Origin of the sequence: Amphibacillus cookii (assembly GCF_016908375.1) — a bacterium.
GTDB classification, from domain to species: domain Bacteria; phylum Bacillota; class Bacilli; order Bacillales; family Amphibacillaceae; genus Amphibacillus_C; species Amphibacillus_C cookii.
On record NZ_JAFBDS010000003.1, the window covers coordinates 315236 to 340972 of the forward strand.

The following is a 25737-nucleotide window of genomic DNA, read 5'->3' on the forward strand; positions in this document are numbered from 1 at the left end:
CGAATTAAATCTATTAAAAAGATACTAATCAAAACCACCAGTGCGAACTGGTGGTTTACAATATACCTAATAGCGCTGCCGTTGAGGGAACTATATTTAAGACCATCAAAATAGCGTTCGCTAAAGGGGCTCATTTTACTAACCAACGCAAACTTGATCTTGGATTTTTAATTATGTTCACTGGTTCAATCACCTTCGCATTCACGGATCTCTAAATTATTTAACATTGACTGAATACAAGTTAATCCACCTTTAGAATTTTGTTCGATTTAGTCTTGACATACTACATGTCTAAATTTAAAAGAGTCACGCCACAGAGAGATTATCTTTTCAAGGAACAAGGATTAAATATCTACTACTTTAACAAAAAGAAGCAATTCCGCTTAAGGTAGTCTGAGAAGATAGTTAACTAATAGATTACCTCTATATATCTTTCCAAATCGCTCTGTGTATAAGTTGAAAAAGGATCTCGAGCAAAGAAGCTCGTTATGTCTATGAGTTATGCATGAAACTTTATTTAAGCGATTGGTTACAAAACAGTACGAAATTTTGCGCGCGAAATAGCAGAGAAAAGTAACGAAGTGTTTACATTTTAAATTTACAACATTTTCATGTTAAAATATTTATTATGAAATTAGTTTTTAAGAAGGAGATGCTGATTTTTGGACATTTATTATAAAGTGAATATGAGTGACTTAGAAGCATTTCAGAAAGATACTGTTGATACATTACCTTATTATAGGAAAAAGAAAATTGTATTTTCATTAGTCTACGCTGTTATATATTTTTTAATTACAAACTTATTTGTAGAAAATAATTGGATTTTGAAACTTATTGGAACACTCTTTGTTTATTTTATGTGTTACCGTTTTGCAATTAAATATTCTATGATTATAGAAGTTAAGAGATTGATTAAGAAGAATCCAGATTATTTAGAACATGAACATAAGTTAACAATCAGTCCAGATGGATTGATTAGAGAATTTTACGGAACCATACAACAAGAAAACTGGAAATCGATACACTATGCAAATGAGGATGAGGAAAGATATTTCTTGTATATTTCGGAAATCAAAAAGTTTCTTATAAAAAAACACCCTCATCATTTAAACGAAGCTGAAACATTAGAATATAATAATAAAATCCGCAAATATCTAAACGATGCAGGAGTAAATGTAAAAGAAGTGTAAATAAGACCACACTTCTTTTATTTTATCATCAATTCAGCTGGAAACAAAGCTATTAAGGCTGCAAATCCCCCGGCAATTATCCCTGCTGGAGCTGTGAGAATAAATACTACTAAAACAGCTAGAGCTAAGATTGATAATCCTGCTATTACTATAAGGAGTTCAAGCTCACTATCGGGCTGTTCAAACGGGCTTTAACGAATGGTGTAAGTAAGAACTACCTCTAGACTGACCGTACCGCCACTTAAAAGACTTCACCTAAGTGTATTCAATCTTTTTCTGCCATCACTAATCCTTGATATTCAAGGAGATGTTGATATAATGCGCCAACTAAATTAGCTTTGTTTTTAAATTTACATGGTATTACTTTTGGATTTGCTATTGAGAACTCAGATGCTTGCTTGACCACTTCAATTTGTTTAATAATTTCTTCAATAAATATCGGTTGTTCACTGATTCCGCCGCCGATCGCAATAATATTTGGATCGAGAATATATTGTAAATTAAGGATTTGAACGGCAATATGACTACAGTAGATTTTAAACAATTCAAGCGCTTCATGATCACCCTTATTAATATAATCAAACACCATTTCACCAGCATTTTCAGGCAACCCTTTTTGCATGGCAATTTGATTAACCATTTGGGTGGCAGAACAAGACCGGCCAACCATTCGAGCCCTTTTCTCATTATGTGGATAGCGATCGACAACAAAGCTTAGTTCCCCTGCACCCAAGTGGGCACCTCTTAATAATCTATCATTGACAATAATTCCTCCACCAACACCCGTTCCAAACACGAGTACGATACTATCTGAATAACCGGCGGTTGCCCCTTGCCAGTACTCAGCTAAGGCAGCACATTTACCATCGTTCTCAATTGATACATGTGTAGCTAATCGCTCAGCTAAATCGTTTTTCATATTTTGCTTATGAAGATATGGCAATGCACCACCATAAAAAATCTGTCCCGCTTTCGTATCCACCGTTCCTGGCACACTTATTGCTAATCCTTTAATTTGTACATTTAGACCATTGTAGATCGCTACAATCTGTTCAATAAGCGCCTGATAGTTTGCTTTTGGTGTTTTCACTTTACTATGTTGGACAATCTCACCGTCAATGGTGGCTAAACCGTATTTTAAATACGTCCCACCTATATCAATAACTAAAAACATCCGGTCCCCTCCTTGTGCTCAGAACTATTAACGACTTTAACGAGCTAAGTAACACTTGTTAAATAAATCCGATAAAATAACGCAAACAACAAGTAACTGTATAGACTACTCGAGAAAGCAAGATAAAAGATCCCACTATACTGACCAATCATAATAAATATGCTTGTCAATATAATAACACGCACACTAAATTTCAAATGCAATAAAAGCAAAAGCGCTTTTTTAAAATACGCGTTTAACTTAAAGTCATAATGAACAAACGTTATCAATAAGCAAAGAGCATAGAGCGCAAAAGCAAAGGCAACAAACAAAAATAAATAAAACAATGCCGTTTGATTTTCTTTAAAATAAACAATGTCAACGATTAAAATCCCTGTAGCAATTGTGATAAATAGGCCAATGATTAAGCTCTGTTTATATGTCTTTTTCAAATAGTAAAAATACCCTTGATCTATATTATCTTGCTGATTATGAATGACCCAGCGTCTAACAACAGAAAACAGAGCAATGGTTGCCGGAATCAAACTGAAGGCTAGCAGGAAGAACAAAGTTAAAAGAAAGAAAGGTCTATCAATGGGATTAGCCATTAACAAATGAGACAAAATGAACCAAACAGGTACTGTGGCAACTAACCATTTAACACTTAAGCTAAAGAATTTCATAAAATAAACACAAAACTTATAAACAGCTTCCATCACCCGCTTCACCTCTTTTATTTATGATTGGCTTAACCTTTTACTGCCCCTTCAGCAATACCGTCTAAAATGTATTTTTGTAAAAAGACATAGGCTGTAATTAATGGAATTGTCGTAATGACCAATGATGCTAAGATCTTCGGCCAATCGTTGTTGTATTCACCGAACAATGTATTCACAGATAAAATAATCGTATAATCATTAACATTAGTTAACATAAGAAGAGGTAATAAGAAATCATTCCAAATCCACAGTAAATTTAAAATCCCAATCGTGACAAGTATTGGCGATAAAAGTGGGAAAATCACCTTAATAAATGTTTGCATTTCATTTGCTCCATCTATTTTAGCCGCTTCTTCTAATTCTTTTGGTATCGTTTTGACAAAGCCTGCTGTTAGAAAGATCGACATGCTCACCCCTAAGCCAATATAGATAATCCCTAATCCTACCGTCGACCCTTGAATACCAATTGTGTTTGCCATGCGCGTTAATGTGATCATAATGGAGTGAAAGGGAATAAGCATGGACGACATAAAGAAGAGAAAAATGATCTGACTTAATTTCCCTGGTGTCCGTGCCAATTTATAGCCTGCCATGGAGCCAAATAAGACAATGCCAGCAATCCCAATCCCTGTCACAGTAAGTGAATTCCATAGTGCTTGAACAATATTAATCTGTGAGAATGCTTCGGTATAGTTGGTAAAATGTAATGTTGTTGGGAGTTGTAGGACACTGTTAAAAATTTGATCTTGGCTTTTAAATGAGTTGATAACGACCATATAAATAGGAAAAAACGATAGTGCACCAAATGCGATCAATATAACCAGGTTAAAAATTGAAGATAATCTGGTTTTTTTCATGATTCCACCTCCTTCCCTTTCATTACATAGACTTGAACAATTGTGATTATTAAAATAATGACAAATAAAATCATTGACTTCGCATTCGCATAACCATATCTAAAATTACCAGAAAAAGCTTCTTCAAATATATTCAAAGCCACAACTTGTGTACTACGACCTGGTCCTCCCCCCGTTAATCCATAGACCACATCGAATACTTTAAAAGCTTCATTTAAAGTTAAAAACACACATATTGTTATGGCGTGCATGATCATGGGTATCGTAACATGGATAAAATTTTGGAATGAAGAGGCACCATCTATAATAGCAGCTTCTTTTAAATGGACAGGTACACCTTGCAAGGCAGCGATATAAATAATCATCATATAACCGGTTCCTCGCCAAATCGCCACGATAATAATTGAATAGAAAGCAACGTCTGGATTCCCAAGCCAGCCTTGATCCAGAAGCGATAAGCCATACTCCGAAAGCTGAGGTAAGACAATAGTGAAAATAAACGACCACATAAAGGCACTGATGATCAAGCTAACCATGTTCGGCATAAAAAATACGGTGCGAAATAAATTTCGCGTTCTGTTTCGATACTCAATTAATAAAGCAATCAACAAAGCTAAAACATTCTGAACAATGACAACAATTGCTGTATACTTAATCGTCAACAACATCGACTCTTTAAAATATGGATCATTTGTAAAGGCTTCAATATAATTTGACAATCCAACAAACCGCGTCGCTTGTGAAGCCGCATTCCAATTAGTAAAGCTATAATAAACTGCACCAATTAATGGAATGAGCATAAACAATGCATAAAATAAAAAGGCTGGTGTTAAAAACATTAAAAACGATAAGCACTTTTTCTTTTTAGCTTTATTAAATCGAAACGTGTTGGATTTGGTTTTTGCAGTTGCAAGCTCTGTATCCATATCAATAACCTCCTTCGCTATTTAAAAGTTAATAGGCAACAGTATCAGGTTGCCTATTAACTTTTTTCACTTTAATCTAACGCTAATGATTGTTCCCATGTCCGATCTAACGCTTCTAATACATCATCTTGACTGTCTGACCCTGCTAAATAGGTTTGGAAAACACGCTCTGATTCTGATTTAACCGCATTAGGAATTGGTGGATCTTGATAAGATCGTCCTGCCTCCACATATTCCATTGCTTCATCTAACCATGGAAAGGGTTCGAAGTCATGCTTCGTTGACACCGGATTAAAGAGTAAGTCTTGGAATAAAGCATTTGATGCTTCACTTTCTAAGAAATAGTTCACTAGATCCTTCGCTATCTCTTTATGATCACTGTCCTTAGATACAGCGAGTGATGTTGATACGCTCGCATTAATTAGTGTTGCCTCTGGATTATCATTAATAGGTAATGGCGCTACTCTAAAATTAAGTGCTTCATTTGAAGCTAGAATAGACTCTGCATACCATGGCCCTTGTACCCACATCGCAGCTTCTTCATTGGCAAACATGTTACTACCTTGTGCACCATCAATTTCAAACGGTCGATCTGTACCATGTTCATTTTGAATATCCATCATGTCGAAGAAACCTTCGAATTCCTTGAGTGATGCATCATTATTATCCATCCGCTCAAAGAAGTCGGGATTTTCTGTTTCCGCAAGCGCTCCTACTACTAATGGTAAAAACAATTGTGGAATGTTGCGTTCCTGGAATGAGCGAATAAACGGTGTCACATCATTTTCACTTAACGTTTCCACCACCGTTTCCATCTCACTGATCGTTTCTGGTACTTCTAAATCATACGCTTCAAAAATATCGACATTATACAAATAGCCCCAATATAATGTTTCTAAAGGTGCGGCTAAAACTTTCTCATCTCTCGTTACCGCATTTAATGGCGCATCCAATAAATTTTCTACAAATGGCAAATCAGACAAATCTTCTAAGTAACCCGCGTTATCATAGACAGGTATATTGTTTAAAGCATGTAGAGTAAAAACATCGGGACTATCATTTGAAGACAGGCGCGTTTGTAAAATTTGAGCTGCTTCATTTGGACCCGGCATTTCAAGTTGGAATCGAACGGTTATACCGTTTTCCTCTTCGTAATACTCAGTAAAGCCATCTAAAAAGTCCTCATAGTACGTTTTAAATCGCGGTTGATCAATAAATACTTTTAACTCCACATCATCTGAAGCATTCGTACCCTCATCTGTGGTTTCTGAAGTGTCTGCATCGTTCCCACATGCAACGATTAAGACAAGGGTGGTAATCACAAATAAAATCATGAATAACTTTTTCATCACTTATTCCCCTTTCTTTTTTGAATGCGCTTTCATTATAAGGGTATTAAGTACAGATTATTATTGATTATCTTGATTTGCTTTTTTGGACATTATTAATTCTTTAGGGGTGCACCGAAAATACTTTTTCCATACACGGTAAAAATAAGAGAGGTCACCATAGCCAACTTGTTCTGCGGCATGCTTAATCTTGACTGCATCGCTAACGATTAATGCTTCTGCCTTCTTCATCTTCAATTCAATGATATATTCTGTTAAATTGTTGCCGTATCTTTGTTTAAATACCCGGCTTAAATACTCTCTCGTTACATGAAATTCATCAGCAATCTTACTTAATGATATATCTGGATCACTGTAGTTTCGATCAATATAATCTCTTACATCGATTAAATTTAAAGCATTATTGCCGATTTCGAGTTTCTTATTTATCAGCATAGCGAAAATATCATGATAAACCTTAGTCAATGCAACCAAATCTGATTGTGCATCTATTCGATTTAGACAACTAATCGATAACTGATCCAATTTTAAGTTATAAGTGTATAAAATGTCTTCAATTGACTTATTCAACTCTCTTAAAAATTTATTCAAAAGTGGCTTGTCATAATAGATTGCTTCACCTTGATCTTCAAGGGAATATGCAATAAGTTGATCTATCTGGTCTAAATGATTGTTTTCAAATCTAGCTCTAACATTGAATACGATATCCTTGAGACGTTGCATTTTCTTCGCATCTATATCTTGAAGCCATTGGTTATTTGTTAAAGAACGTGCTAATTCAATTTCGACCTTTTCTAAAGCTTGATTTAATTCTTTTTTGTTAATTGGCTTTAATAGATAATCGATTGAATGTGCCTGAATCGCTTGCTTAACATAGTCAAAGTAATCATAACCACTAATGACTAATGTCTGTGCAGAAATATGCTTCATTTTTAAATAGTTAAGTAATTCAACCCCTGACAAACCTGGCATCTCCATATCTGTAATAATAAGATCAACTTGATGACGCTCTAAATGTTGAATAACGTGTTGGGCAGCATCAAACATACCGACTACTTCCATATTATAAACATCCCACTGACCCAACTGTTTAATTGTTGCGATCGTAGTTGGCTCGTCATCGACAATAATTACTTTGTACGTCATTACTATCTCGCCTCCATTACAATGGGTAATCGAATCTCAATCTCAAATCCTTTTTTAAAATCACTTTTAATAAACAAACCATAATCATGTCCATACATATATTTAATCCGTGCATTTACGTTTTTTAAGCCAATATGATAATGATGATTAACACCTTGCTCATCATTCTTTTCCAACTCTGTTTGGAGTTCAGCGAACCGTTGCTCTGTTACACCAATACCATTATCTATGATTCGGATCTCTACATCATCAAATACTTGCTCTGCTGATATAGACAAGTGCCAATTAACTTGCTTATAAGCAAAACCATGCTGAAAAACATTTTCTATTAAAGGTTGAAGCATTAAGATCGGAACCTGCACATCCTTGATCGCTTCATCAATGTATAAATCTATAGTTAAGCGATCTTTGAAACGTTCCTGTTGAATGAATAGATAATATTCAATGTGTTGGACTTCCTCAGCTAACGTTACACTATAGCCCCCTGTTCGAAGGGTATATTTAAACATTGCTCCCAATGCCTCAATCAAGCGATACACGGTATCACCATCCTCCTGTAGCGCACTATTCCCGATCGTTTGTAACGTGTTATGCAAGAAGTGGGGATTGATTTTGTTTTGTAACATTTTAAACTGAGCATCTTTTTTTGCCAACTCACTGCGATATTGTGTTTCAATAAGATATTTAATTTGATTAATCATCTTAATAAAATTATTATTAAGTACGCCTATTTCATCCTTCCTAAATTGATATGGCTGATGATCAAGTGACCAATCCCCTTGCTCAATTTCTCTCATATTATTGGCGAGGGTCTTAATCGGTTTAATTACAGAATAATAAAAATAAGTGATAAAAATGAGGTAAAGGCATATCGATGAAAAACCGATCACCATACTAACTTCCAACAATGATTGGCTAAACCTAAATACACTTGTCTCTTCAACCACTTTGTTGACTTGCATGTAGTCACCGATTGCGCTCGTAAAGAGGTGCAATCGATCAACATTATAATGGTGGGTACCCTGAGTAGTGTTCACCATTAAATCAGTGTGGTTAGCTAATAGGCTGGCAGTTTGATCCGTATTTGAATAAACAAGATCGCCTTGTCGATCGGTAATAAAAACATAATCAGTGTTCGTGGCAAGGAGGTCAAAGGCGGTGTCCATTATAGACCAATCCAAAACAATGGATACTAAAGCAATGCGCTCTCTTGTATTGAAATCATTAACCTCTCGAGTTAACATAAAACCACTATCATGAAAACGAATTGTTTGGTGAATGACATCTTGATTTGGGATATAGTCATAGTTAATATAGCGGTCTGTTGCCAAATAAACATGACGCTGATTCCAATAGGTATAGACTTCAACACCTTGAATCACTTCTGTATTTAGATTGTGGATGTTGATCATTTTCGATTCAATATAATTTTGTGCTGCAAAGTTCAATCGTTCACTCCCATGATCTGTCAAACTGGAAATAAACTGCTCATCAAACAGCATTGAATACAAAATGTCATCATATCGCGTAATCTGTTCTTCAAAGTAATTCGTTGCTGTATCCATACTAGCTAAATTCACGTCTAACATTTCATTTCGAATCTCTCGCGAGGATATTGCATAGAATGCTATTGCAATAATCGCAATTAAAATGATGATAAACAGTGAACCAAAAAAGAAAATACGATAATGCAGTTTTTGCTTGTAGTTTTTTACCAAATATGACTTATTCAAGACATCCAAATCTATCAACCCCTTCACCTGTTATCCAGTATCTCGTGATGAGAACCCCTTGTACTTTTGCACTGAAAACAGTGGAAACAGACAAAACTTAGATTGCGACCTTTCCAGCCCGAACAACCTAAGTTCTGAATATGACTTATAGTCCTTTATATACAATCGTATTAAATGATTCTGCTTTTAACTCGAATTGATATGGGCGATTTTCTATCATTAAATGCAATGGACGCGTGTCTTGAAATGGGTTCGATATGATGACAACAATCTCCCCATCGGGATTCACAAATGCTAATGCGTTACCCGTCCATGGCCCCGTAAGCATTAACCGTTTTGCACCGGGTTGAATCACATGTGAGAAATGCTTCATCACATAATATTCAGGATTAGGCTTATATTCCTGCTTGACGGGGTCTATGGTTAACATACTATTTTGTTTCCACCCCCATGTACTCTCACCATTTGGTTCCAAAATCATATTCCAATAGAAATAATTGTTTACACCGTTAGAGAAATAGTGATGATAGAGGTTAAAAACATAGCGAGCATAGTCCCAACTGTTCTTACCGTCGCCGCATTCATTTTCTGTTTGTGAATAGTTTAATTCTGGATAACTTTGCACCGTCCGCTGCAGCGCATATTTACCTGCCCATTGATAACCAACACCCTGAATATACTTATAGGCTTCTGGATCACTTAGAACGAGGTTGGCATAGACATCATAATCGGACGTTTTCTTATGAATCAACTCATCTAATGGTTCAGGCGCATTGATTGTACCTAACCATATTCCTGTTTTGATCTTATATTTCTCAAAGGCTGGGCCTAAATAATCGCGAATGAACACTTTTAATTGCTCACCTGACCAAACACATGAAGGAAACTTCTGATCTGCAACAACTTCATTTTGGACATGAATATGATCAATGATAATTCCCTCTTTTTCATACGCTTGAATAAATTTTACAAAATACAAAGCATAGGCGTGTAAAATATCTTCTTCCCATCTTAACGTTCCATAATTATAAGCCTTCGGTGACTTCATCCAAGTTGGCGGACTCCATGGTGATGCAAAGCATTTCAAATCCGGATTTTGTACAAGTGCCTTCTTAATATATGGGATTAAAAATTTCTTGTCACGTTCAATGGAAAAATGCTCCATTGAAAAATCATTTTCTACTTCATTTAAGCTGTACCATTCCATCGCGTAGTCACTTGCTCCAATTGGCAAACGGCACATCGTAAACTTATGGTCCCCTTCAGGATGAAACAGATCATACATTAGTTGATCCTGTTTTTCTTGAGGTAACTTTGATAATGCTTCAAACCCTAATTCATTAAAACAACCTCCAAAATGTCTTACCTCCTGAGCCGTTACTTCAGTCACCGTTAAATTCGCTCGTTCAGCTTGTCCATGATCCACGTTGCGAAGTTCCCAAGCTTTGTCCTTTGTTGTTGAATACCATTGAATAGTCATAGAAATCCCTCCTAATATAAAGCGCTTACATGTCATTTTACTAAATCCTTTACAAGATTCTATTGACTATTTTATAGATCAATATTGCACTATATTAATATGTTACAATATTGATCTATAAAATAATACATAAACTTTTGTTTGTAAGGGGTTACAATTGAGGTGAATCCGTTATCGAGAAGGGAGCTATTATGATGAATAAGCTGTACTATGGCGTCGCCTATTATGATGAATATATGCCTTATGACCGCCTCCACACAGATATTCAGTTAATGAAAAAAGCAGGTATTAACGTTGTCCGGATTGCTGAATCGACCTGGAGTACCCACGAGCCCCAGCCTGGCACTTTTGATTTTTCATCAGTTGATCGTGTCTTAGATGCAATGTACGAGGCACAGATCGATGTCATCGTTGGGACGCCTACTTATGCCATTCCGACTTGGATGGTCAAAGCACACCCTGACGTTTTGGCAGTCACAAAAGCAGGTCAAGGGAAATATGGTGCGCGTCAAATCATGGATATCACCAACCCCACTTACTTATTTTATGCTGAACGCATCATTCGGAAGTTAGTCGCTCATGTCAAGGACCATCCAGCCGTGATTGGCTATCAAACAGATAATGAAACAAAGCACTACGGTACAGTGGGTGACAATGTTCAACAGCAGTTTATCAAATACCTGAAGGAACAATTCACTAGTTTAGATGAACTAAATGAGAAATTCGGCCTTGCTTATTGGAGCAATCGCATTAATACTTGGGAGGACTTCCCCAGTGTGGTGGGAACAATCAATGGTAGCTTAGGAACAGCTTTTGAAAAATTCCAACGGCAACTCGTGACGGATTTTCTGAAGTGGCAAGTCGATCTTGTTAACATCTACAAACGAAGCGATCAATTTGTTACCCAGAATTTTGACTTTGAATGGCGCAATTATTCATATGGCATCCAACCTGATGTCGACCATTTTAAAGCATCCGAACCATTCGATATAACAGGTGTAGATATTTATCATCCATCACAAGATGAGTTAACAGGCATCGAAATCTCCTTCGGTGGCGATGTCGCGCGTTCAACTAAGCAAACAAACTACCTGGTACTTGAAACACAAGCACAAGCGTTTACCCATTGGACCCCATACCCCGGACAATTAAAGTTGCAAGCGTTTAGCCATATTGCCTCGGGAGCGGCGATGGTATCTTATTGGCACTGGCATTCGATTCATCATTCATTTGAAACGTATTGGAAAGGGCTATTGTCCCATGATTTTAAACCGAACTATATTTTCGATGAAGCGGAGACCATTGGTGAAGCGTTCAAGCGCTTATCACCTGAGCTTACAGGCTTAAAAAAACAAAATGAAGTCGCCTTTCTAATTAGCAACGAGGCATTGTCGGCTCTCGAATGGTTTAAACTCGGTTTAAATAGTGACGTCAATTATAACGATATTGTCCGTCGCTATTACGATGAACTTTATAAATTAAATATCGAGTGCGACATGCTAAGTACAACAAACGCGAACGATTTTTCACAGTATAAATTAATCATTGTTCCCGCACTATATACAGCTTCGCAACCTTTACTTGAGCAACTCAATGCTTATACTGAGCAAGGAGGCCATGTCCTCTATACATTTAAGACTGGCTTTACCGATGAGCATGTCAAAGTCCGTCATAGCGAACAACCAGGCGTCATAGCACAAGCTTGCGGTATTTACTACAATGCATTTGTCGAGCCGAAACACGTCCAGCTCCGGAGCAATGACTTAGCATTGCCTGATACAACGGAGGTAACTGACTGGATGGAACTGATTACACCTATCGGCGCTGAAGTGTTAGCTTATTATCACCATCCCCACTGGGGAAAATACGCAGCGATAACAACCAATCGCTATGGCGAGGGAAGAGCCACTTACGTTGGGGCGTTTCTTAATCAAGCATCGACACGGGTTGTGTTACAATGCGTTCTTGAGTATGCTAACATAACCGATTATAGTCATAATCACTACTTCCCTATCATTATTAAGCGCGCCCGCAACACGCTCGGTGATGACATTTATTTTTATTTTAACTATTCAAACGAGGCACAGACCATTAAGCTTCCTTGTAAAGAAGTAACCGAGTTGTTGTCTGAGCAACAAATTGCATCTAGACAAGAACAGTCCATTGAGGCTTGGGGCGTAAGGATATTTAAAGTTGATAACAAATAACTATACTTAAAAATGGCGATTGTAAACCACCAGTTATTATGCACTGGTGGTTTGCTTTTGTAATTATGTAACTTTTATTTCAGACGGGTTTCAACATATATGGCCGCATCCTTTATTGTGTATTCTTGTCGATAGTCTTATTTTAAACATTTCAAGTGAAATTAATAAATCTTTTTACATTAAATAACCTGTTTTTTATTTTAGTGGTATTATTATACATATAAATTCACTTTAGTTACATGAAGCGATTAAATGAAGAGGAGAGAAGGATAATGAAAGCAACCACTTTATATAAACTAGGTGGTTGTTCAAGGCTTGTATTCATACTATTTACTAATCCTATGAATATAAATTTAAGACTATTAAAGTGACTTTATTACTTTCATTTCCCTCGATTACAATGAAGATAATTAAAAAAAATAGTTTGTTCATAATGCTAGCATTACTTACGAATGTTTGTCTTTTGTTTACGGCAAATTATGCAGTAGCCTCAATCATAAATGAAGAGCTTGTGCCGTATGAACTTAGCCAAAACTATGTTAAATTGACCAGAATTAAAAAAACAACTGCTCAAGCACAGGACATCATTGATTTTAACGACTATGATCAGCTTATTATCATTGCAGAAATCAACGATTCACACGTCGTTGGGTTGCTCGATCTTCAAATGAAATTTTACAACCAATCTACCAAAGCCATTGCTCCACATATGTACCGGTACTTTTCCGAAGACGACTATACGAGTGGTGCACCGGTTGGGTTTGTCGTTAATTCTTGTGATTTTGTGGATGTCGAAGCTGTTAAGACTAGTAAAACCACCTATCAATTAGACGAAGTGATCAATTGTTTATATTCTGAGGTTTGGGACGAGCACGCCATTAACATGGTACAAAATATGTATTCAATTGATTTTACTAAAGTGACGCGCGTGTTTATTGATTCAACTGATAGTCAAGAAGTTACGATGGCTAAAAGGAAACTTATCGATCATGGGTTTGCTAGCGTCGATAAAGATTATAACCTTTCGGTTGTAAACATCTTCTTAGACTCCCTTTCCCGTGGAAAACATGAACAATTTCTCACGGTAGCCAGTCTTTCAGTGTTTATCCTTTACGTCTCAATGGCATTTCTGTTTTTTCACAGATATACAAAATACATCCGTGTCAGTAGGATGGTCGGTGGCAACTTTAAAAGGATGCTGCTATTCACATCTACTGTGACAGCTGTCATTAGCTTAATCCTTTCCAACATAGCTTATTTGGTCCTCTTCTACTTTAAATTTATTGATGTTTATTATATAAATTTTGAGATTTTTTTAAAAATACAATTGTTCATGCTTTTATGCAATTTAATCCTTGCAACGGTTAATCTGAGTTTATATTACAAGCGTACCGAAAACTTAGCAAGGAGATCTTAATATGATGGATGCATTAATGCTCGGTTTTAAAGATTTATTTAAAAACAAACGGTTGTTTTTCATATTTGAAGCTTGTCTGTTGATGGTTTGTGTGATCATTATGTCCGTATCATTCGCTTTAATCTGGGAGCTCGACCAACGTTCAATTGATAGGACATCATCAGAAGCGTACACGGTTATTCCCACTTCTAATGATATGACATCCAATTCACAACTTATTAGTAAAGTAAATCCATTACTAAATAAAGGTGGGAGATCTTTCTTCCACTCAGAGTACTTAACCAGTCAAATGGGCCTTACTACCGTCATCGTGATTGATAGTAGCCTGAATGACTTACTCTATAGCGATGAAGAGATGAATCAAACATCATATGCTAAGATTTTTACAAAGGCTGATCTTGACCAAACGCTGATGACCATCGATTTTCCAGAACCAACGACATTTGGATCAACTGATGTCAGTCGATTTGATGAAAGAATATTTGATTCTTTTTTTGATGATGAGGTCATTATCGTACTTCTCCATACTAACGAATTGGGCAAATGGATGGAGAGCACGTATGGCTCAGAAATATTTGACTTAGTAGATAATGTACAATTCACTGCATCAGATAAGCAAAATGGGTTAGTAGCTGCGTTTGAAGCCATCTTTGATGATAGCTTTTTGACTTTGCAACCGAGCAGCTATCAAAATGATGAACTAAGGTTTATTTTACTTTATGTCTTTCCAACTATTGCATTTGTTATTGCAGCCTTACTTGTGGCATTAACCATTATGTATATCAGTCTATTAAAGAAACTTTATCGTGAGTATACGATACACTTAATATCTGGGGCGACACTAAAAGCTATTTATGCACGTAATTCTGTCTTTATCATCATACTCATTGCCTTTTGCCTTTTGGGGGTGTCCGTTTTAAATGGGTTTGAACTGAATGATATATTCGGTATCATTTCTGTTATTCTATTACTGATATTTTTCACCTTTGAACTTCTGCTGTATGTCGTCCTTAAGAAAAGAAATATTTCGATAACCTTAAAAGGAGTTGATTGACATGCGTTTACTTGCTTTAGAAAATCTATCAAAAGTCTATAATAAAAATACGCGATCAGAAACTCGCGTGCTCCAAAATTGTTCTTTTATATTAAATAAAGGAGATTTTCTTATTATTTCCGGAGAATCCGGGTCTGGGAAATCAACATTCTTAAATATTGCTGGATTATTGGATAAAGAATATGATGGAGAATATACCATTCGGGGTCAGGCTGTCGAAAAACACAATAGCAATCAACTTGCTATATTGCGAAATGAGATGTTTGGCATTGTTTTTCAGGACTATGTATTAGTTGAAGATGCGTCAGCTTATGAAAATATCATCATTCCACTCTATTATTCAAAAAAATACAAGCGAAAAGAACGGCGAAATCGAATCCATGAAATCACCCAAACACTTAAAATTGAGGATATCCTAAACAAAAGTGTCAGTCAATTATCAGGTGGACAAAGACAACGTGTTGCCATTGCAAGAGCCTTAATTAATGACCCTGATGTGCTACTATTGGATGAACCGACTTCTGCTTTAAACCAAGATTTAGCTCAAGGTATATTGCAATTTATTCTATCATTTGGACAAAAGCACCACAAAACCATTGTCCTCGTTACACATGATACGCAAAACATACCAAACGTTTTCAACAAGCACTATCAATTAGCTGATGGTAAAATGACGTTATGTTAATTGAAAATGTTTAATATTAAATATATAGGATACAGCGAAAAGGCTCTGGTTAAAGAAGTTATGCAAAACGGTTAAAACCACCAGTTAATCTTGATGGTTTTAACCATGCTTCATGCTGTTAGCTATACTTACAATACAAACAACACAACAACTACTTTATTTACCATGGCAAGCAACATTGACGCTATTAACTCATGTTACTCTCCTACCTTATTACTTCAAGTGTTTAACACCCGTCTCTAGCATCTCCATTTGCCACAACGTTTCTTGATCGGTAATTGCTTTCTCTTTTCCATTTATCACAGCTTCATATAAATCATCATATACTCTACCATAATCGCCATTGACCGACTTCACCGTTTCTTCGTGCACGGTACCTTCTTCATCGATAGAAGTCAATACGCCATAGTGTTCCAACGTATCCACACCAAAATCATCATGATCAGGCATGTGGAATAGCTTTAAATGTTCTTCCTGCCGATCTTTTGTTTGCTTTACAAAACAACCCTTGGTGCCATAAACAACAAAACTAGGTCTCGATTTCAGCCTAAAATAACTCGATTTGACTGATACTTTTAACTTGCCGTAATATAAGTCTAAATCAAAGTAATCATTCATCCTGCCTGGTCCTAATAATTGTCGTACATCATAGTAGACATGATCCGGCTTGCCAAAATAGCTAACGACTTGATCGAGTGTATGACAGCCGTGTTCATATAAAAAGGACGCAGCAGCATTGAAAGAATTTACGGACTCAGGTACATGAGGACGATAGTAATCAAAGTGCATCTCCACTTCCAGCAACTCTCCAACTTTCCCCTCTTCAATCACTTTTTGAACGGTTAGAAAATCACTATCAAAACGTCTATTTTGATAGGCTTGAATAATTAACCCCTTCTCTTTGGCTAATGCAAAGATTTCTTTTGCTTGTTCTGAAGTTTCCATGAATGGTTTCTCAACCAAGCAATGTTTATCATGTGCTAAAACTTGTTTCGCGTACTCGTAATGGCTATCGTATCTGGTGCAAATGACAATAAGCTGGATTTCCTTGTCCTGTAACAGTTCTTCTAGATCGGTCGTATAATGCACCCCTTCCATCTTATCCCACTGATCACGTTCAGGACTTCTTCGGTAAATCGTTTTTACTTTAATATGATCGCGTTGTTGCACGAAAGGTAAATGATACCTGTTCGTACTTTTTCCATTTCCAATATAACCAATAGTAAGCATTATGGCCTCCTAAAATATCTTGATCTGTTATTGTATTATTATAAAATTAAAAAACGAGGTTTCATCACTTTAAGCGTATCAAAAAGCACCTCCTAATGGTGACATCTATCATACTAGGAGGTACTTCTCAATTGTGATACAACAGGGTATCATGGCTTGAAAAATTTAATTAATTAGCACCCGTCTTACATAATTCCTAAGACGTGGAAGACGATACCGACTACGAATAAGCCAAGGATCATCGTGATTGGAGAAACTTTCTTTCTTAATAACCACATACAAAGAAGCGTGATTAATAGTCCTGATAAACCTGGAATAAAACCATCTAAGTTATCTTGTAGGGTGGTGACATCGTATTGGGACAATGAGAGACCCGCTGCTTGCTGTTCCAGTGCCGTTCTAATTCCATCCGCTCCAGCAGGCAAGCTGTCCCAGTCGATATAAGCACCCTCATCAAGTTGCACTCTAGAAACAACAGGCGTAAACGCTACATTTACCCATCGGTTAACTAGTGAACCAAGAACAAACATCCCGAGAATTGATGCCCCTTTAGTAACATCTTGTAGCAAGCCACCAGACATGTCGTCGGTAATTTTCGCACCAGCTTTGTAGCCGAGTTCTTGTGTATACCATTTGAAGCCCATCCGGATAAGATTCCACAAAACAAAATAAAGAATTGGACCCATAATATTCCCAGTTAAGGCGAGCGAGGCGCCTAATGCCCCAAGAATTGGCCTTACAGTAAACCAAAAAGTTGGATCCCCAATACCGGCTAACGGACCCATCATACCGACTTTTACACCTTGGATTGCCGCATCATCAACTGGCGCACCACTTGAACGTTCTTCTTCCAACGCTAAAGTTACACCAATTATCGGCGATGCCACATAGGGGTGGGTATTAAAGAATTCTAAATGCCGTTCAAGTGCGGCTGCACGGTCTTCTTTTGATTTATATAAACGTTTGATGGCTGGAATCATTGCGTATGCCCAACCACCGTTTTGCATACGTTCATAGTTCCATGAACCTTGAATAAAAGTAGATCGCCACCAAATAGCAATACGATCTCTTTTTGTTATTTTCATTTCTTGTGCCATGTTATCTCCTCCTCCTTTTAATAGTCTTCTATAATGTCGCCTAACGGATCACCGGTGTTTCCACCACCACCATTACCTGAACCGCCTTGCTTTGAAAGTGCCAAATAAATAAGGGCAAGTGCTACACCGATACCACCAAAACCTAAAAGGGTAATCGATGGAATCGTCGCTAATACGAAACCAATTGCAAAGAATGGCCAGACTTCTTTTGTTGCCATCATATTAATAACCATGGCAAAACCAACGGCTACAACCATTCCCCCACCAACAGCTAAACCATCTGTTAACCAAGCTGGCATCGCTTGAAGCAACTCTCTCACTGGACCCGCACCAATCGCCATAATTAGCGCAGCTGGGATCGCAATACGTAACCCTTGCAAAACAATCGCAATCACATGCCAAAATTCAATCGCTCTAAGATTGCCTTCTTTAGCGGCTTTATCCATCAAATGGACCAACCCTGTTGCGATTGTACGCACAATAATCGTAAGTAATAAACCAGCTACTGCAAGTGGAATAGCAATCGCAATTGCTGCATCAACACCCGCTTCGCCTTGACCACTTAACACGAGAATAATTGCAGAAGCAACGGAGGCCAAAGCAGCATCTGGTGCCACCGCAGCTCCGATATTTGCCCATCCTAAAGCAAGTAATTGGAGCGTCCCACCCAAGATAAGGCATGGGATTAAGTTTCCTGTCACCAAACCGATTAATGTACAAGCCAAGATCGGTTGATGGAATTGAAATTCATCTAAAATGCCTTCAATACCGGCTAAGAAAGCTATAAGAACAACTAATATTATTTGAATAATTGTCAAATCCATAATGATTTATCCTCCTTTTTATCTAATAATTGGACTACTTTTGTTTATCTAACTCTGCTTGTGCTCTTCTAAGAATTTCATCCATATTCCCTTTCGAATCGCTTGGCACTTTGCGTACATCGAAGTTCACACCAAACGCTTTTAACTTCTTAAATGTATCAATATCGTCTTGATCAAATGCCAATACTTTATTCGGCTGAACCTTACCCAGTGAGTGTGCCATTGAACCGACATTAATGGTCTCTAATGGAACGCCACCCTCTACTGCGCGCAGTACATCTTGTGGGTTCTCGAAAAGAAGCAAGGCGCGTTGACCACCAAAGTGTTGATCGTCTTTTGCAAGTTCAATCATTTTGGCAATCGGAACAACGTGTGCCTTTACTCCTGATGGTGCAGCCTGTTGAATTAATTTCTTACGAAGTTCATCTTTGGCTACTACATCAGATACAACGATAATTCGTGTTGGCAATGTATTCTTCGTCCATGCTGTCGCTACTTGACCATGGAGCAGACGAGAATCAACACGTGCTAACACGTATTCAAATTGACCCGGCGCACCCGTCGTTGAAGGTCCAGCAGCAACTGTATCTGTTGTAGCTGGCTCTAATTGTTCAGGTTTTACTTTAACTGCTTCTTTAGCTGTACCTATAATTTGTGCAGCAATTTCATGCGCTGTTTCCATCGATAAGCGAGATGCATAAGCCTCGATCAACATCGCTAAATTCATCCCAGCAACGATTGCCCAGCTATCTTTGTGTGCTTCAATTAAGCTGTTGGCTTGATTGAAAGGGGTTCCACCCCAAAGATCAACTAAGAATAATACTTGATCTTGGTTGTCAAAAGTGGCAATTGCTTGTTCCATTTTTGCTTTTACATCATCAGGTCCTTCACTGGGCTGCAGCGTAACTGCTTTTACATTTTCCTGCTCTCCAAAGATCATCGCTCCAGATTGCAACAGGCCATTAGCAAATTCACCGTGACTTGCAATGATAATCCCTACCATCTTTTTACCTCCCTGTTTTTAATATTAATGCTTAGTAAACTCCTTAAAGTAATCAATTTATTAAACAGAGGAAACGGTTTCATTTCCAATTTAATAATTTGAAAACAAAAAAGAGTAAAAAGAAGATTAAATGAAGACATAGGTACACTAGGTACTTATCTTTCATTTTAATCAAACTTTTTACTCATGCCTGATCGAATCAGTAACACGCAAAAGTGATTGCGTTCATTATTAAATTATTAAAATGTTATTATTACCTTAATAATAGATGGTTTTCATCTACTTTAAAGAGTTTACACAGAAATTATAGCACAGCTTGAATACCCTTTCAAGAAGATTTTTATTTTAAATCTTCCACATTTTATTAGGGCTCATATTAACAATGAAAAATGTATTAAAGGAATGATACAAGGTTTACAAAAGCTTTATACGACAAAAATGTCCTCACTCGTTAATTATAGCAATGTTGTGTGCCATAAACACACAAAAAGCTCCTGATTACTTCTTAAATTTACGCTTTAAACCACGTTTGATGACATCAAAGAAACCAAGTGACTGAACCATATTATTCGGATCGATATATTCACGCATACCCCGAAGCACCTTTTTTGGATTTTTAGACGAAAAGGTATAGGTACCATTACGTTTCGTTTTGATTGCATAACGCGGAATCCACTTCCCCTTAAACAAAACAGAAGCAATAACGCAATCCACTTCTTCCCACGGAATCTGAATAAATTTCCGTTTATCTCGCTTGTTGAAAAATTCAAACCCCTTGTCGCCAATCATAATCTGACCATAATCCGATGCTCTAATATGTGAGGTAGCATCAATTACTAAATCGACTTTTGTATTGATTGATTGGACCATTTGATCACTCCTCTTTCCTACTTTAGTCACCATTATTATACACGCTTTACTACTTTAAGCAAAAAATATTAGGGTTTGTTTAACTTCCTGTTCAATAAACTAAACGCCCTCTTTAACATAAAAGGTGTTATTAAAATACTTGTTCACTCACGGAAATAAAAGCGTTCTAATCTAAGATTTCAGCAGATTTAGTGAGATTTAGTACGCGACTTGGAAAGCAGTCAATTATTTAGTGCTTAATGTGCCACTCACGTTATATTAGCTATCGTTATCTATCCGCTATTGAAAAAACGCATTAGCATAAAATCCACTCAGAAACTCTAACATAGCAGAAAGCGAACTAATTGTGACAAAAATGTTACATTGAAACCCATTTTTAAAAATTTATAACGAAAAAGCAGGATATCTAACCTTTTATATCGAATGTTAAATTATTACTAAAAAAGGATAGTTTTTATGTAAACATATTGACCCTATTTATCGGAATTAACTGCAAACCTATTTAATGTTTTTTCTTAATAAATGAGCCTAAAATACTAATATTGCATGAGCCTTTTAATGGCCTTAATATTGACAGAATAAATTTAATAAAAAATATCCCCTAACTGACTTGAGAAAAAAAGGTATCTGTATAATATTCACAAGCCACTCTCTATCAGAGCTTGAAGACTTTGTTTCTAGTGTTGTATTTATGCTAGAACACATAAAGAAAGAATATGCTGGAGGTCTTCAGGCGTATTATCAAATAAAAAAGGAAGAATTAAAAAATGAAAAAAAATTATAGCTTTGAAGTTTCTCAGCTTAAGAAGTATAGATTAGTTATTTTTTCAATAACTTTTTTTACGCAGCTCTTGTTCCTTTATTTTTTCACTGTCGTTGGCCGGTTTGATAGCGCTGAATCGGATGATATACTAAGGAATTACATAAGCCTATCAGGCTTGGCTTCTACTATTTCGATGTGTATGCTCGTTGTTTACGGAACGGTTATTGTCAATCGGTTTCTCGTAAAAAATTATATTGGTGAAAATAAAGCAAGATTATACGCATATCCAGTCGGACGTTCACAACTATTCCATACTAAAGTCACAGCTTTTCTCAGTACATTTTTTATCTTTCAATTGTTAGGCATAAGTCTATCTAATATTCTATTTCTAATCATAGAAACACTATTCCCGATCCTTGATACTGCACAACCGGCTGTAGTGTATCTCATTGAATTTTTTGTCACTGCAATCGCAACGGTCGTACTCACTATTTCGATCATCTTTCTTTCAAGTATAGTTGGCATTCATTTAAATTCCACCGTAGCCACTATGGTTACAGGCATCATCTTGATTGTCATCTTTGGTAATATCCTAGCAATGGCGTTTGTAAGTAATTTACTTATTACCTTAAGCTCTGCGATTTTAATTGCAGTTATCACTGGTATTGCTATCAAAATAACCGGAACGAAAATTGATAAAGAAGATGTACTTACACGATAAGGCGTACTTTTAATGCCCTTCTCCTTTATATTTGCAGAAGAAAAGAGGGACCTGAAACGCAAGAGCGAGGCACCCTCTTTTTTGTTGCCTATATCATCTACAACAAATACCGCCATCGCTCTTCTCGATCGTAACCATTCAAATCATCCGTTTTACAGCCCCTGGTTACTACGATAGTATTTTTATAAAGAGAAATTTTATGAAGAGGTGGTTCAAATGAAACTTGGCGTTATTTATGGAAGCACAAGAGTTCAAGGAAATACCGCACGATTAACAGAAGAAGTAATTAAAAACATACCAAACGTCGTTAAAATAGATCTAAGAAACTATCATTTTAAAGACATTATTGATCAAAGGCATAAACGGGTTCTCTCCAGTCAAAGATCAATATAATCAAATAATAGAGCTTATCTTGGATTGTGAGATTTTAATATTTGCTACCCCGATTTATTGGTACAGCATGTCAAGTATGATGAAACGATTTGTCGATCGCTGGTCACAAACGTTAAAAGATCAAAACTATCCAAACTTTAAGACACAAATGAGTCAAAAACAAGCCTATATCATTGCCGTTGGCGGAGATAACCCTAGAGTAAAAGGATGTCCTCTCATTGACCAATTTAAGTATATTTTCCAATTCATTGGGTTGGACTTTCAAGGTTATCTATTAGGAGAAGGATTAAAGCCCAATGACATTTTACAGGACAAACAAGCTTTAGAAGATGCTAATAAACTTGGTGAACGATTAAAGCAACAGCTACAACTTTAAAAATTGGATTGACAAATCGAGCGAAGAAGAAGGGAAAGTTTGTACTTGTATCTGGAATACCGGCACTTACCTATTTCAAATTCAAACGCAAAAATAGTCCACACTACGGCAAGCTAGACTAAAAACCCTCCGGTGTGGACTATTTTTTCGTAATTGAAGCTTGAAGACCAAAATTCACTTGAATGCTTCCGTTAACTTTGCCTTAAATCCATTTCACCCCATATTTTTGATCGGATAAATGATTAAATATTCAATAACAATGGCGATCTTAATACTAACAAGTGTTCAAACAAAGACTTTGGCTGTATCTATAATACGTGCTAAGCTAACGAAAAACCAATCCCACTATCAGCACCCAAAAGTTCTGCCATAATCGTTATTCTAAGCATGCCACCAGATTCAGCTTCACCAATAGATCGGTGGACAAGCTGTCAAAGGTTTTCACGATGGTCAGGTGAAAGGTGCGCACGTAACACACTAAATACGTATAAAAAACAACGAATAGGTATAAATGCTTATTCGATAAACTTTTTATTACGCTGAAATATTATTCTTATTTTACAATATCCATTTTTTCTGGTTTACCACTTATTTTATTAACTTGATATCTTCTTCCACTAAAATCTGTTGCATAAAAATACCCTTCTTTTATATTAATAAGAGTGTATATATCGTCATCTCCTACTTCCCTTTGACCAATTTGCCATTTCTTTTCTCCGTTATTTGAAAAAGCATAAACATTATGGAAATCATCAAAATTATAATTACTTTTTGCGGGGATATCTAATAATATATAAACCGTATCCTTGTCTTTCCTCAAGGTTTGTATAGGATATTCCAAAGTAACTTTTCTTTCTGTAAAAAACAATTCATTATTATCATATCTAATCATTGACATTATTTTTTGCTCCATTCTGTTATTTTCCAAGTTCTTTGTATTCCCCTATATACTGACCTTTCAAATCAAATTGAATTCCCCCACCTTTATATCCAAAATTCTCTCCACAATACCCATTCTTAAAGTGCTTCCTCTAGGTATTGTAACTTCTCCAACGCAAACAGGCTCTGCAGGTAATGCAAATTTTTCTTGAATTTGTTTTGGGCTCATACCACTAATATCGTTTTCTTTCATAATCCATCCACCCTTCAAACCAGAACCTTCTCCATCATAAACTCTAACAAACTTTGTGTTTTCATTTAAAGTAAAATCTTGAACAACAGTTTTTTTATTGTATGGTGGGTTTTTATAACCTTTTTCACCTTTCTACCAATTATTTATATTTTTTTGCATATTTATACTTTTTAACTGTAACTTTATCTCTTAAATTCCCTAATTGACCATCTAAGTGTTCATATCCCCTCAAATTAAAACCGCCTGTTCCTTCTTCGTTTAAAAAGCACCAAAGCGCCGCTATTTTTTTCAAACATATAAAAACTGCTTGTTAGAAAGCAGCTTTTTACTGGGTCATTGTTAGCTATTGGCACCTTAATTAGTTAGCGACTGCTGACTAGTCAAGGCTCTACCTCTTGTATGCTATCTAGTTGTGGAGGGCTTTTTTATTTAACTTAAATTATATTCTTCTAAATCTTTAGATACTGAAATGTATATTTCAGAAAATTTATCAATAATATTTTTACTTTTTGATTTAACTAATAGTGCTGTCCCATCCCATGAGATAATTTCCGTATCTCCTAATCGATGAATTATTTCTATGTTTGGACTCCAGAGAGTTTTATTCCCATCAGCAATTGGTAGAGAAGAAGCTAAAACCTTTTCAAGACTAACATTTTTGGGGAAACTCGTGAATACACCCCAAATAAACATTATCTCCTCCTTACTAATGAGTTCTTTTAATTCAGTGCCTTTTATCCAAACATAATCCTTATCTATTGGTATCTGTTCAAATGGATAAACATTACATTCATAGTTACTTATCAGCCACATCTTTTCAAGTTCTTCTTGCGGAAGTATAGCAAAGATTTCGGCCATATTTGCAATATAGCCAGATTTTAGTTCACTAATTATTAATCCTTTCATAACAAACTCCTATCCTATTATTTTGATGGTTTTGGCTTATTTGGATCTGACCAGTCCCAATGATGTTTGTGTGGAACTTTGGGATGCATTTTTGGATTACCATGATCAGTATAATGGATGTCTGTGATTACCTTTCCTACGTCATCAAAAATTCTCTCACTAATTAAATTTCCATTACTATTCACTCGTCTTATTACACTATTAGGTTTGTGTACTGTGGGTATTTTACTATTTGTAGTAGTTTCCACAGTTAGTTTAGCTCCACTAACCTGCTTCCCACCATTCAAAACAACCTGTTCCTTCTTCACATAACTTTTAAAATTCGAAGACTGACGCGCACGTTTACTCAGCTCAACATTCTGTTGTATCTCCTGCCATAGTGACAACCTTTGTGGGTTGCCACCACTTCCGATTAGCTGCTTCCCTGTTGGACCTGGCTTAATCGGCGTATTAAGCGTCGTGATTGGCTTGACTGTCGCCACACCTCCGACCTGCTTAACCGCTGC

Annotated in this window: 23 protein-coding genes and 3 pseudogenes; 8 read left to right on the forward strand and 18 right to left on the reverse strand. The window is 36.4% G+C overall.

Going from position 1 to position 25737, the window contains the following annotated elements; all coding sequences use genetic code 11:
• Positions 1 to 65: 65 nt before the first annotated feature.
• Both JOE23_RS17865 and JOE23_RS06635 read left to right on the forward strand, forming a co-directional pair.
• A pseudogene (locus JOE23_RS17865) lies at positions 66 to 256 on the forward strand (IS3 family transposase); the annotation flags it as partial.
• 406 nt (positions 257 to 662) lie between these two features.
• Positions 663 to 1190, forward strand: coding sequence for a hypothetical protein (locus JOE23_RS06635; RefSeq protein ID WP_204436809.1), 528 nt, complete (start codon positions 663 to 665; stop codon positions 1188 to 1190).
• A 265-nt stretch (positions 1191 to 1455) separates the two neighbouring features.
• Here the strand turns inward: JOE23_RS06635 and JOE23_RS06640 are convergent, their stop codons facing one another.
• The 8 genes from JOE23_RS06640 to JOE23_RS06675 form a co-directional block, all read right to left on the reverse strand.
• Positions 1456 to 2364 (reverse strand): ROK family protein, encoded by a 909-nt coding sequence (locus JOE23_RS06640; RefSeq protein ID WP_204436811.1) that lies wholly within the window; start codon positions 2362 to 2364, stop codon positions 1456 to 1458.
• Between the two features lie 44 nt (positions 2365 to 2408).
• Positions 2409 to 3059 carry a DUF624 domain-containing protein gene (locus tag JOE23_RS06645; RefSeq protein WP_204436814.1) on the reverse strand — a complete coding sequence of 217 codons (651 nt, stop codon included), beginning with the start codon at positions 3057 to 3059 and terminating at the stop codon, positions 2409 to 2411.
• A gap of 32 nt (positions 3060 to 3091) precedes the next feature.
• Positions 3092 to 3919, reverse strand: coding sequence for a carbohydrate ABC transporter permease (locus JOE23_RS06650; protein WP_204436815.1), 828 nt, complete (start codon positions 3917 to 3919; stop codon positions 3092 to 3094).
• Positions 3916 to 4758, reverse strand: coding sequence for a carbohydrate ABC transporter permease (locus JOE23_RS06655; protein ID WP_204436903.1), 843 nt, complete (start codon positions 4756 to 4758; stop codon positions 3916 to 3918). Before JOE23_RS06655 ends, JOE23_RS06650 begins: the two co-directional genes overlap by 4 nt.
• A 158-nt stretch (positions 4759 to 4916) precedes the next feature.
• Positions 4917 to 6194, reverse strand: a complete 1278-nt coding sequence (locus tag JOE23_RS06660; RefSeq protein WP_204436816.1) for an ABC transporter substrate-binding protein — start codon at positions 6192 to 6194, stop codon at positions 4917 to 4919.
• Positions 6195 to 6254: 60 nt separating this feature from the next.
• On the reverse strand, positions 6255 to 7340 hold the full coding sequence (locus JOE23_RS06665) for a response regulator transcription factor (RefSeq protein ID WP_204436817.1): 1086 nt from the start codon (positions 7338 to 7340) through the stop codon (positions 6255 to 6257).
• A 2-nt stretch (positions 7341 to 7342) separates the two neighbouring features.
• Positions 7343 to 9082 (reverse strand): sensor histidine kinase, encoded by a 1740-nt coding sequence (locus tag JOE23_RS06670; RefSeq protein WP_204436818.1) that lies wholly within the window; start codon positions 9080 to 9082, stop codon positions 7343 to 7345.
• A gap of 136 nt (positions 9083 to 9218) precedes the next feature.
• A complete protein-coding gene (locus JOE23_RS06675; protein ID WP_204436821.1) occupies positions 9219 to 10553 on the reverse strand; it encodes a glycoside hydrolase family 30 protein in 1335 nt (444 codons plus the stop codon).
• A 194-nt stretch (positions 10554 to 10747) separates the two neighbouring features.
• Here JOE23_RS06675 and JOE23_RS06680 point away from each other — a divergent pair, with 194 nt between their 5' ends.
• From JOE23_RS06680 to JOE23_RS06695, 4 genes are all read left to right on the forward strand, one after another.
• The gene (locus JOE23_RS06680) at positions 10748 to 12760 is read left to right on the forward strand and encodes a beta-galactosidase (RefSeq protein WP_204436823.1); all 2013 of its coding nucleotides are present in this window, start codon (positions 10748 to 10750) and stop codon (positions 12758 to 12760) included.
• A 433-nt stretch (positions 12761 to 13193) separates the two neighbouring features.
• On the forward strand, positions 13194 to 14177 hold the full coding sequence (locus tag JOE23_RS06685) for a hypothetical protein (RefSeq protein ID WP_204436825.1): 984 nt from the start codon (positions 13194 to 13196) through the stop codon (positions 14175 to 14177).
• A gap of 1 nt (position 14178) precedes the next feature.
• Entirely contained in the window at positions 14179 to 15231 is a 1053-nt protein-coding gene (locus JOE23_RS06690; RefSeq protein WP_204436827.1) for a hypothetical protein, read from the forward strand.
• 1 nt (position 15232) lies between these two features.
• Positions 15233 to 15916 carry an ABC transporter ATP-binding protein gene (locus JOE23_RS06695; protein ID WP_204436829.1) on the forward strand — a complete coding sequence of 228 codons (684 nt, stop codon included), beginning with the start codon at positions 15233 to 15235 and terminating at the stop codon, positions 15914 to 15916.
• A gap of 213 nt (positions 15917 to 16129) precedes the next feature.
• Here JOE23_RS06695 and JOE23_RS06700 read toward each other — a convergent pair whose 3' ends face one another.
• From JOE23_RS06700 to JOE23_RS06720, 5 genes are all read right to left on the reverse strand, one after another.
• Positions 16130 to 17146 carry a Gfo/Idh/MocA family oxidoreductase gene (locus JOE23_RS06700; protein ID WP_204436832.1) on the reverse strand — a complete coding sequence of 339 codons (1017 nt, stop codon included), beginning with the start codon at positions 17144 to 17146 and terminating at the stop codon, positions 16130 to 16132.
• A 185-nt stretch (positions 17147 to 17331) separates the two neighbouring features.
• Positions 17332 to 18243, reverse strand: a complete 912-nt coding sequence (locus tag JOE23_RS06705; protein ID WP_204436835.1) for a PTS system mannose/fructose/sorbose family transporter subunit IID — start codon at positions 18241 to 18243, stop codon at positions 17332 to 17334.
• 17 nt (positions 18244 to 18260) lie between these two features.
• Positions 18261 to 19061 carry a mannose/fructose/sorbose family PTS transporter subunit IIC gene (locus JOE23_RS06710; protein ID WP_239585313.1) on the reverse strand — a complete coding sequence of 267 codons (801 nt, stop codon included), beginning with the start codon at positions 19059 to 19061 and terminating at the stop codon, positions 18261 to 18263.
• Positions 19062 to 19101: 40 nt separating this feature from the next.
• Entirely contained in the window at positions 19102 to 20070 is a 969-nt protein-coding gene (locus tag JOE23_RS06715; RefSeq protein WP_204436839.1) for a mannose/fructose/sorbose PTS transporter subunit IIA, read from the reverse strand.
• Between the two features lie 498 nt (positions 20071 to 20568).
• Positions 20569 to 20940 carry a DUF956 family protein gene (locus JOE23_RS06720; protein WP_204436841.1) on the reverse strand — a complete coding sequence of 124 codons (372 nt, stop codon included), beginning with the start codon at positions 20938 to 20940 and terminating at the stop codon, positions 20569 to 20571.
• A gap of 767 nt (positions 20941 to 21707) precedes the next feature.
• Between JOE23_RS06720 and JOE23_RS06725 the strand changes: the two genes are divergently transcribed.
• Both JOE23_RS06725 and JOE23_RS06730 read left to right on the forward strand, forming a co-directional pair.
• Positions 21708 to 22424 (forward strand): hypothetical protein, encoded by a 717-nt coding sequence (locus JOE23_RS06725; RefSeq protein ID WP_204436843.1) that lies wholly within the window; start codon positions 21708 to 21710, stop codon positions 22422 to 22424.
• Positions 22425 to 22640: 216 nt separating this feature from the next.
• Positions 22641 to 23193: pseudogene (locus JOE23_RS06730) on the forward strand (flavodoxin family protein).
• A gap of 553 nt (positions 23194 to 23746) precedes the next feature.
• Here the strand turns inward: JOE23_RS06730 and JOE23_RS06735 are convergent.
• The 5 genes and pseudogenes from JOE23_RS06735 to JOE23_RS06755 form a co-directional block, all read right to left on the reverse strand.
• A complete protein-coding gene (locus JOE23_RS06735; protein WP_204436845.1) occupies positions 23747 to 24091 on the reverse strand; it encodes a DUF7957 family protein in 345 nt (114 codons plus the stop codon).
• 60 nt (positions 24092 to 24151) lie between these two features.
• Positions 24152 to 24325, reverse strand: coding sequence for a hypothetical protein (locus tag JOE23_RS06740; RefSeq protein WP_204436846.1), 174 nt, complete (start codon positions 24323 to 24325; stop codon positions 24152 to 24154).
• 139 nt (positions 24326 to 24464) lie between these two features.
• Positions 24465 to 24617 carry a hypothetical protein gene (locus JOE23_RS06745; protein ID WP_204436847.1) on the reverse strand — a complete coding sequence of 51 codons (153 nt, stop codon included), beginning with the start codon at positions 24615 to 24617 and terminating at the stop codon, positions 24465 to 24467.
• 137 nt (positions 24618 to 24754) lie between these two features.
• Entirely contained in the window at positions 24755 to 25231 is a 477-nt protein-coding gene (locus JOE23_RS06750) for a hypothetical protein (protein ID WP_204436848.1), read from the reverse strand.
• A 17-nt stretch (positions 25232 to 25248) separates the two neighbouring features.
• Positions 25249 to 25737, reverse strand: a pseudogene (locus tag JOE23_RS06755) (hypothetical protein); the annotation flags it as partial.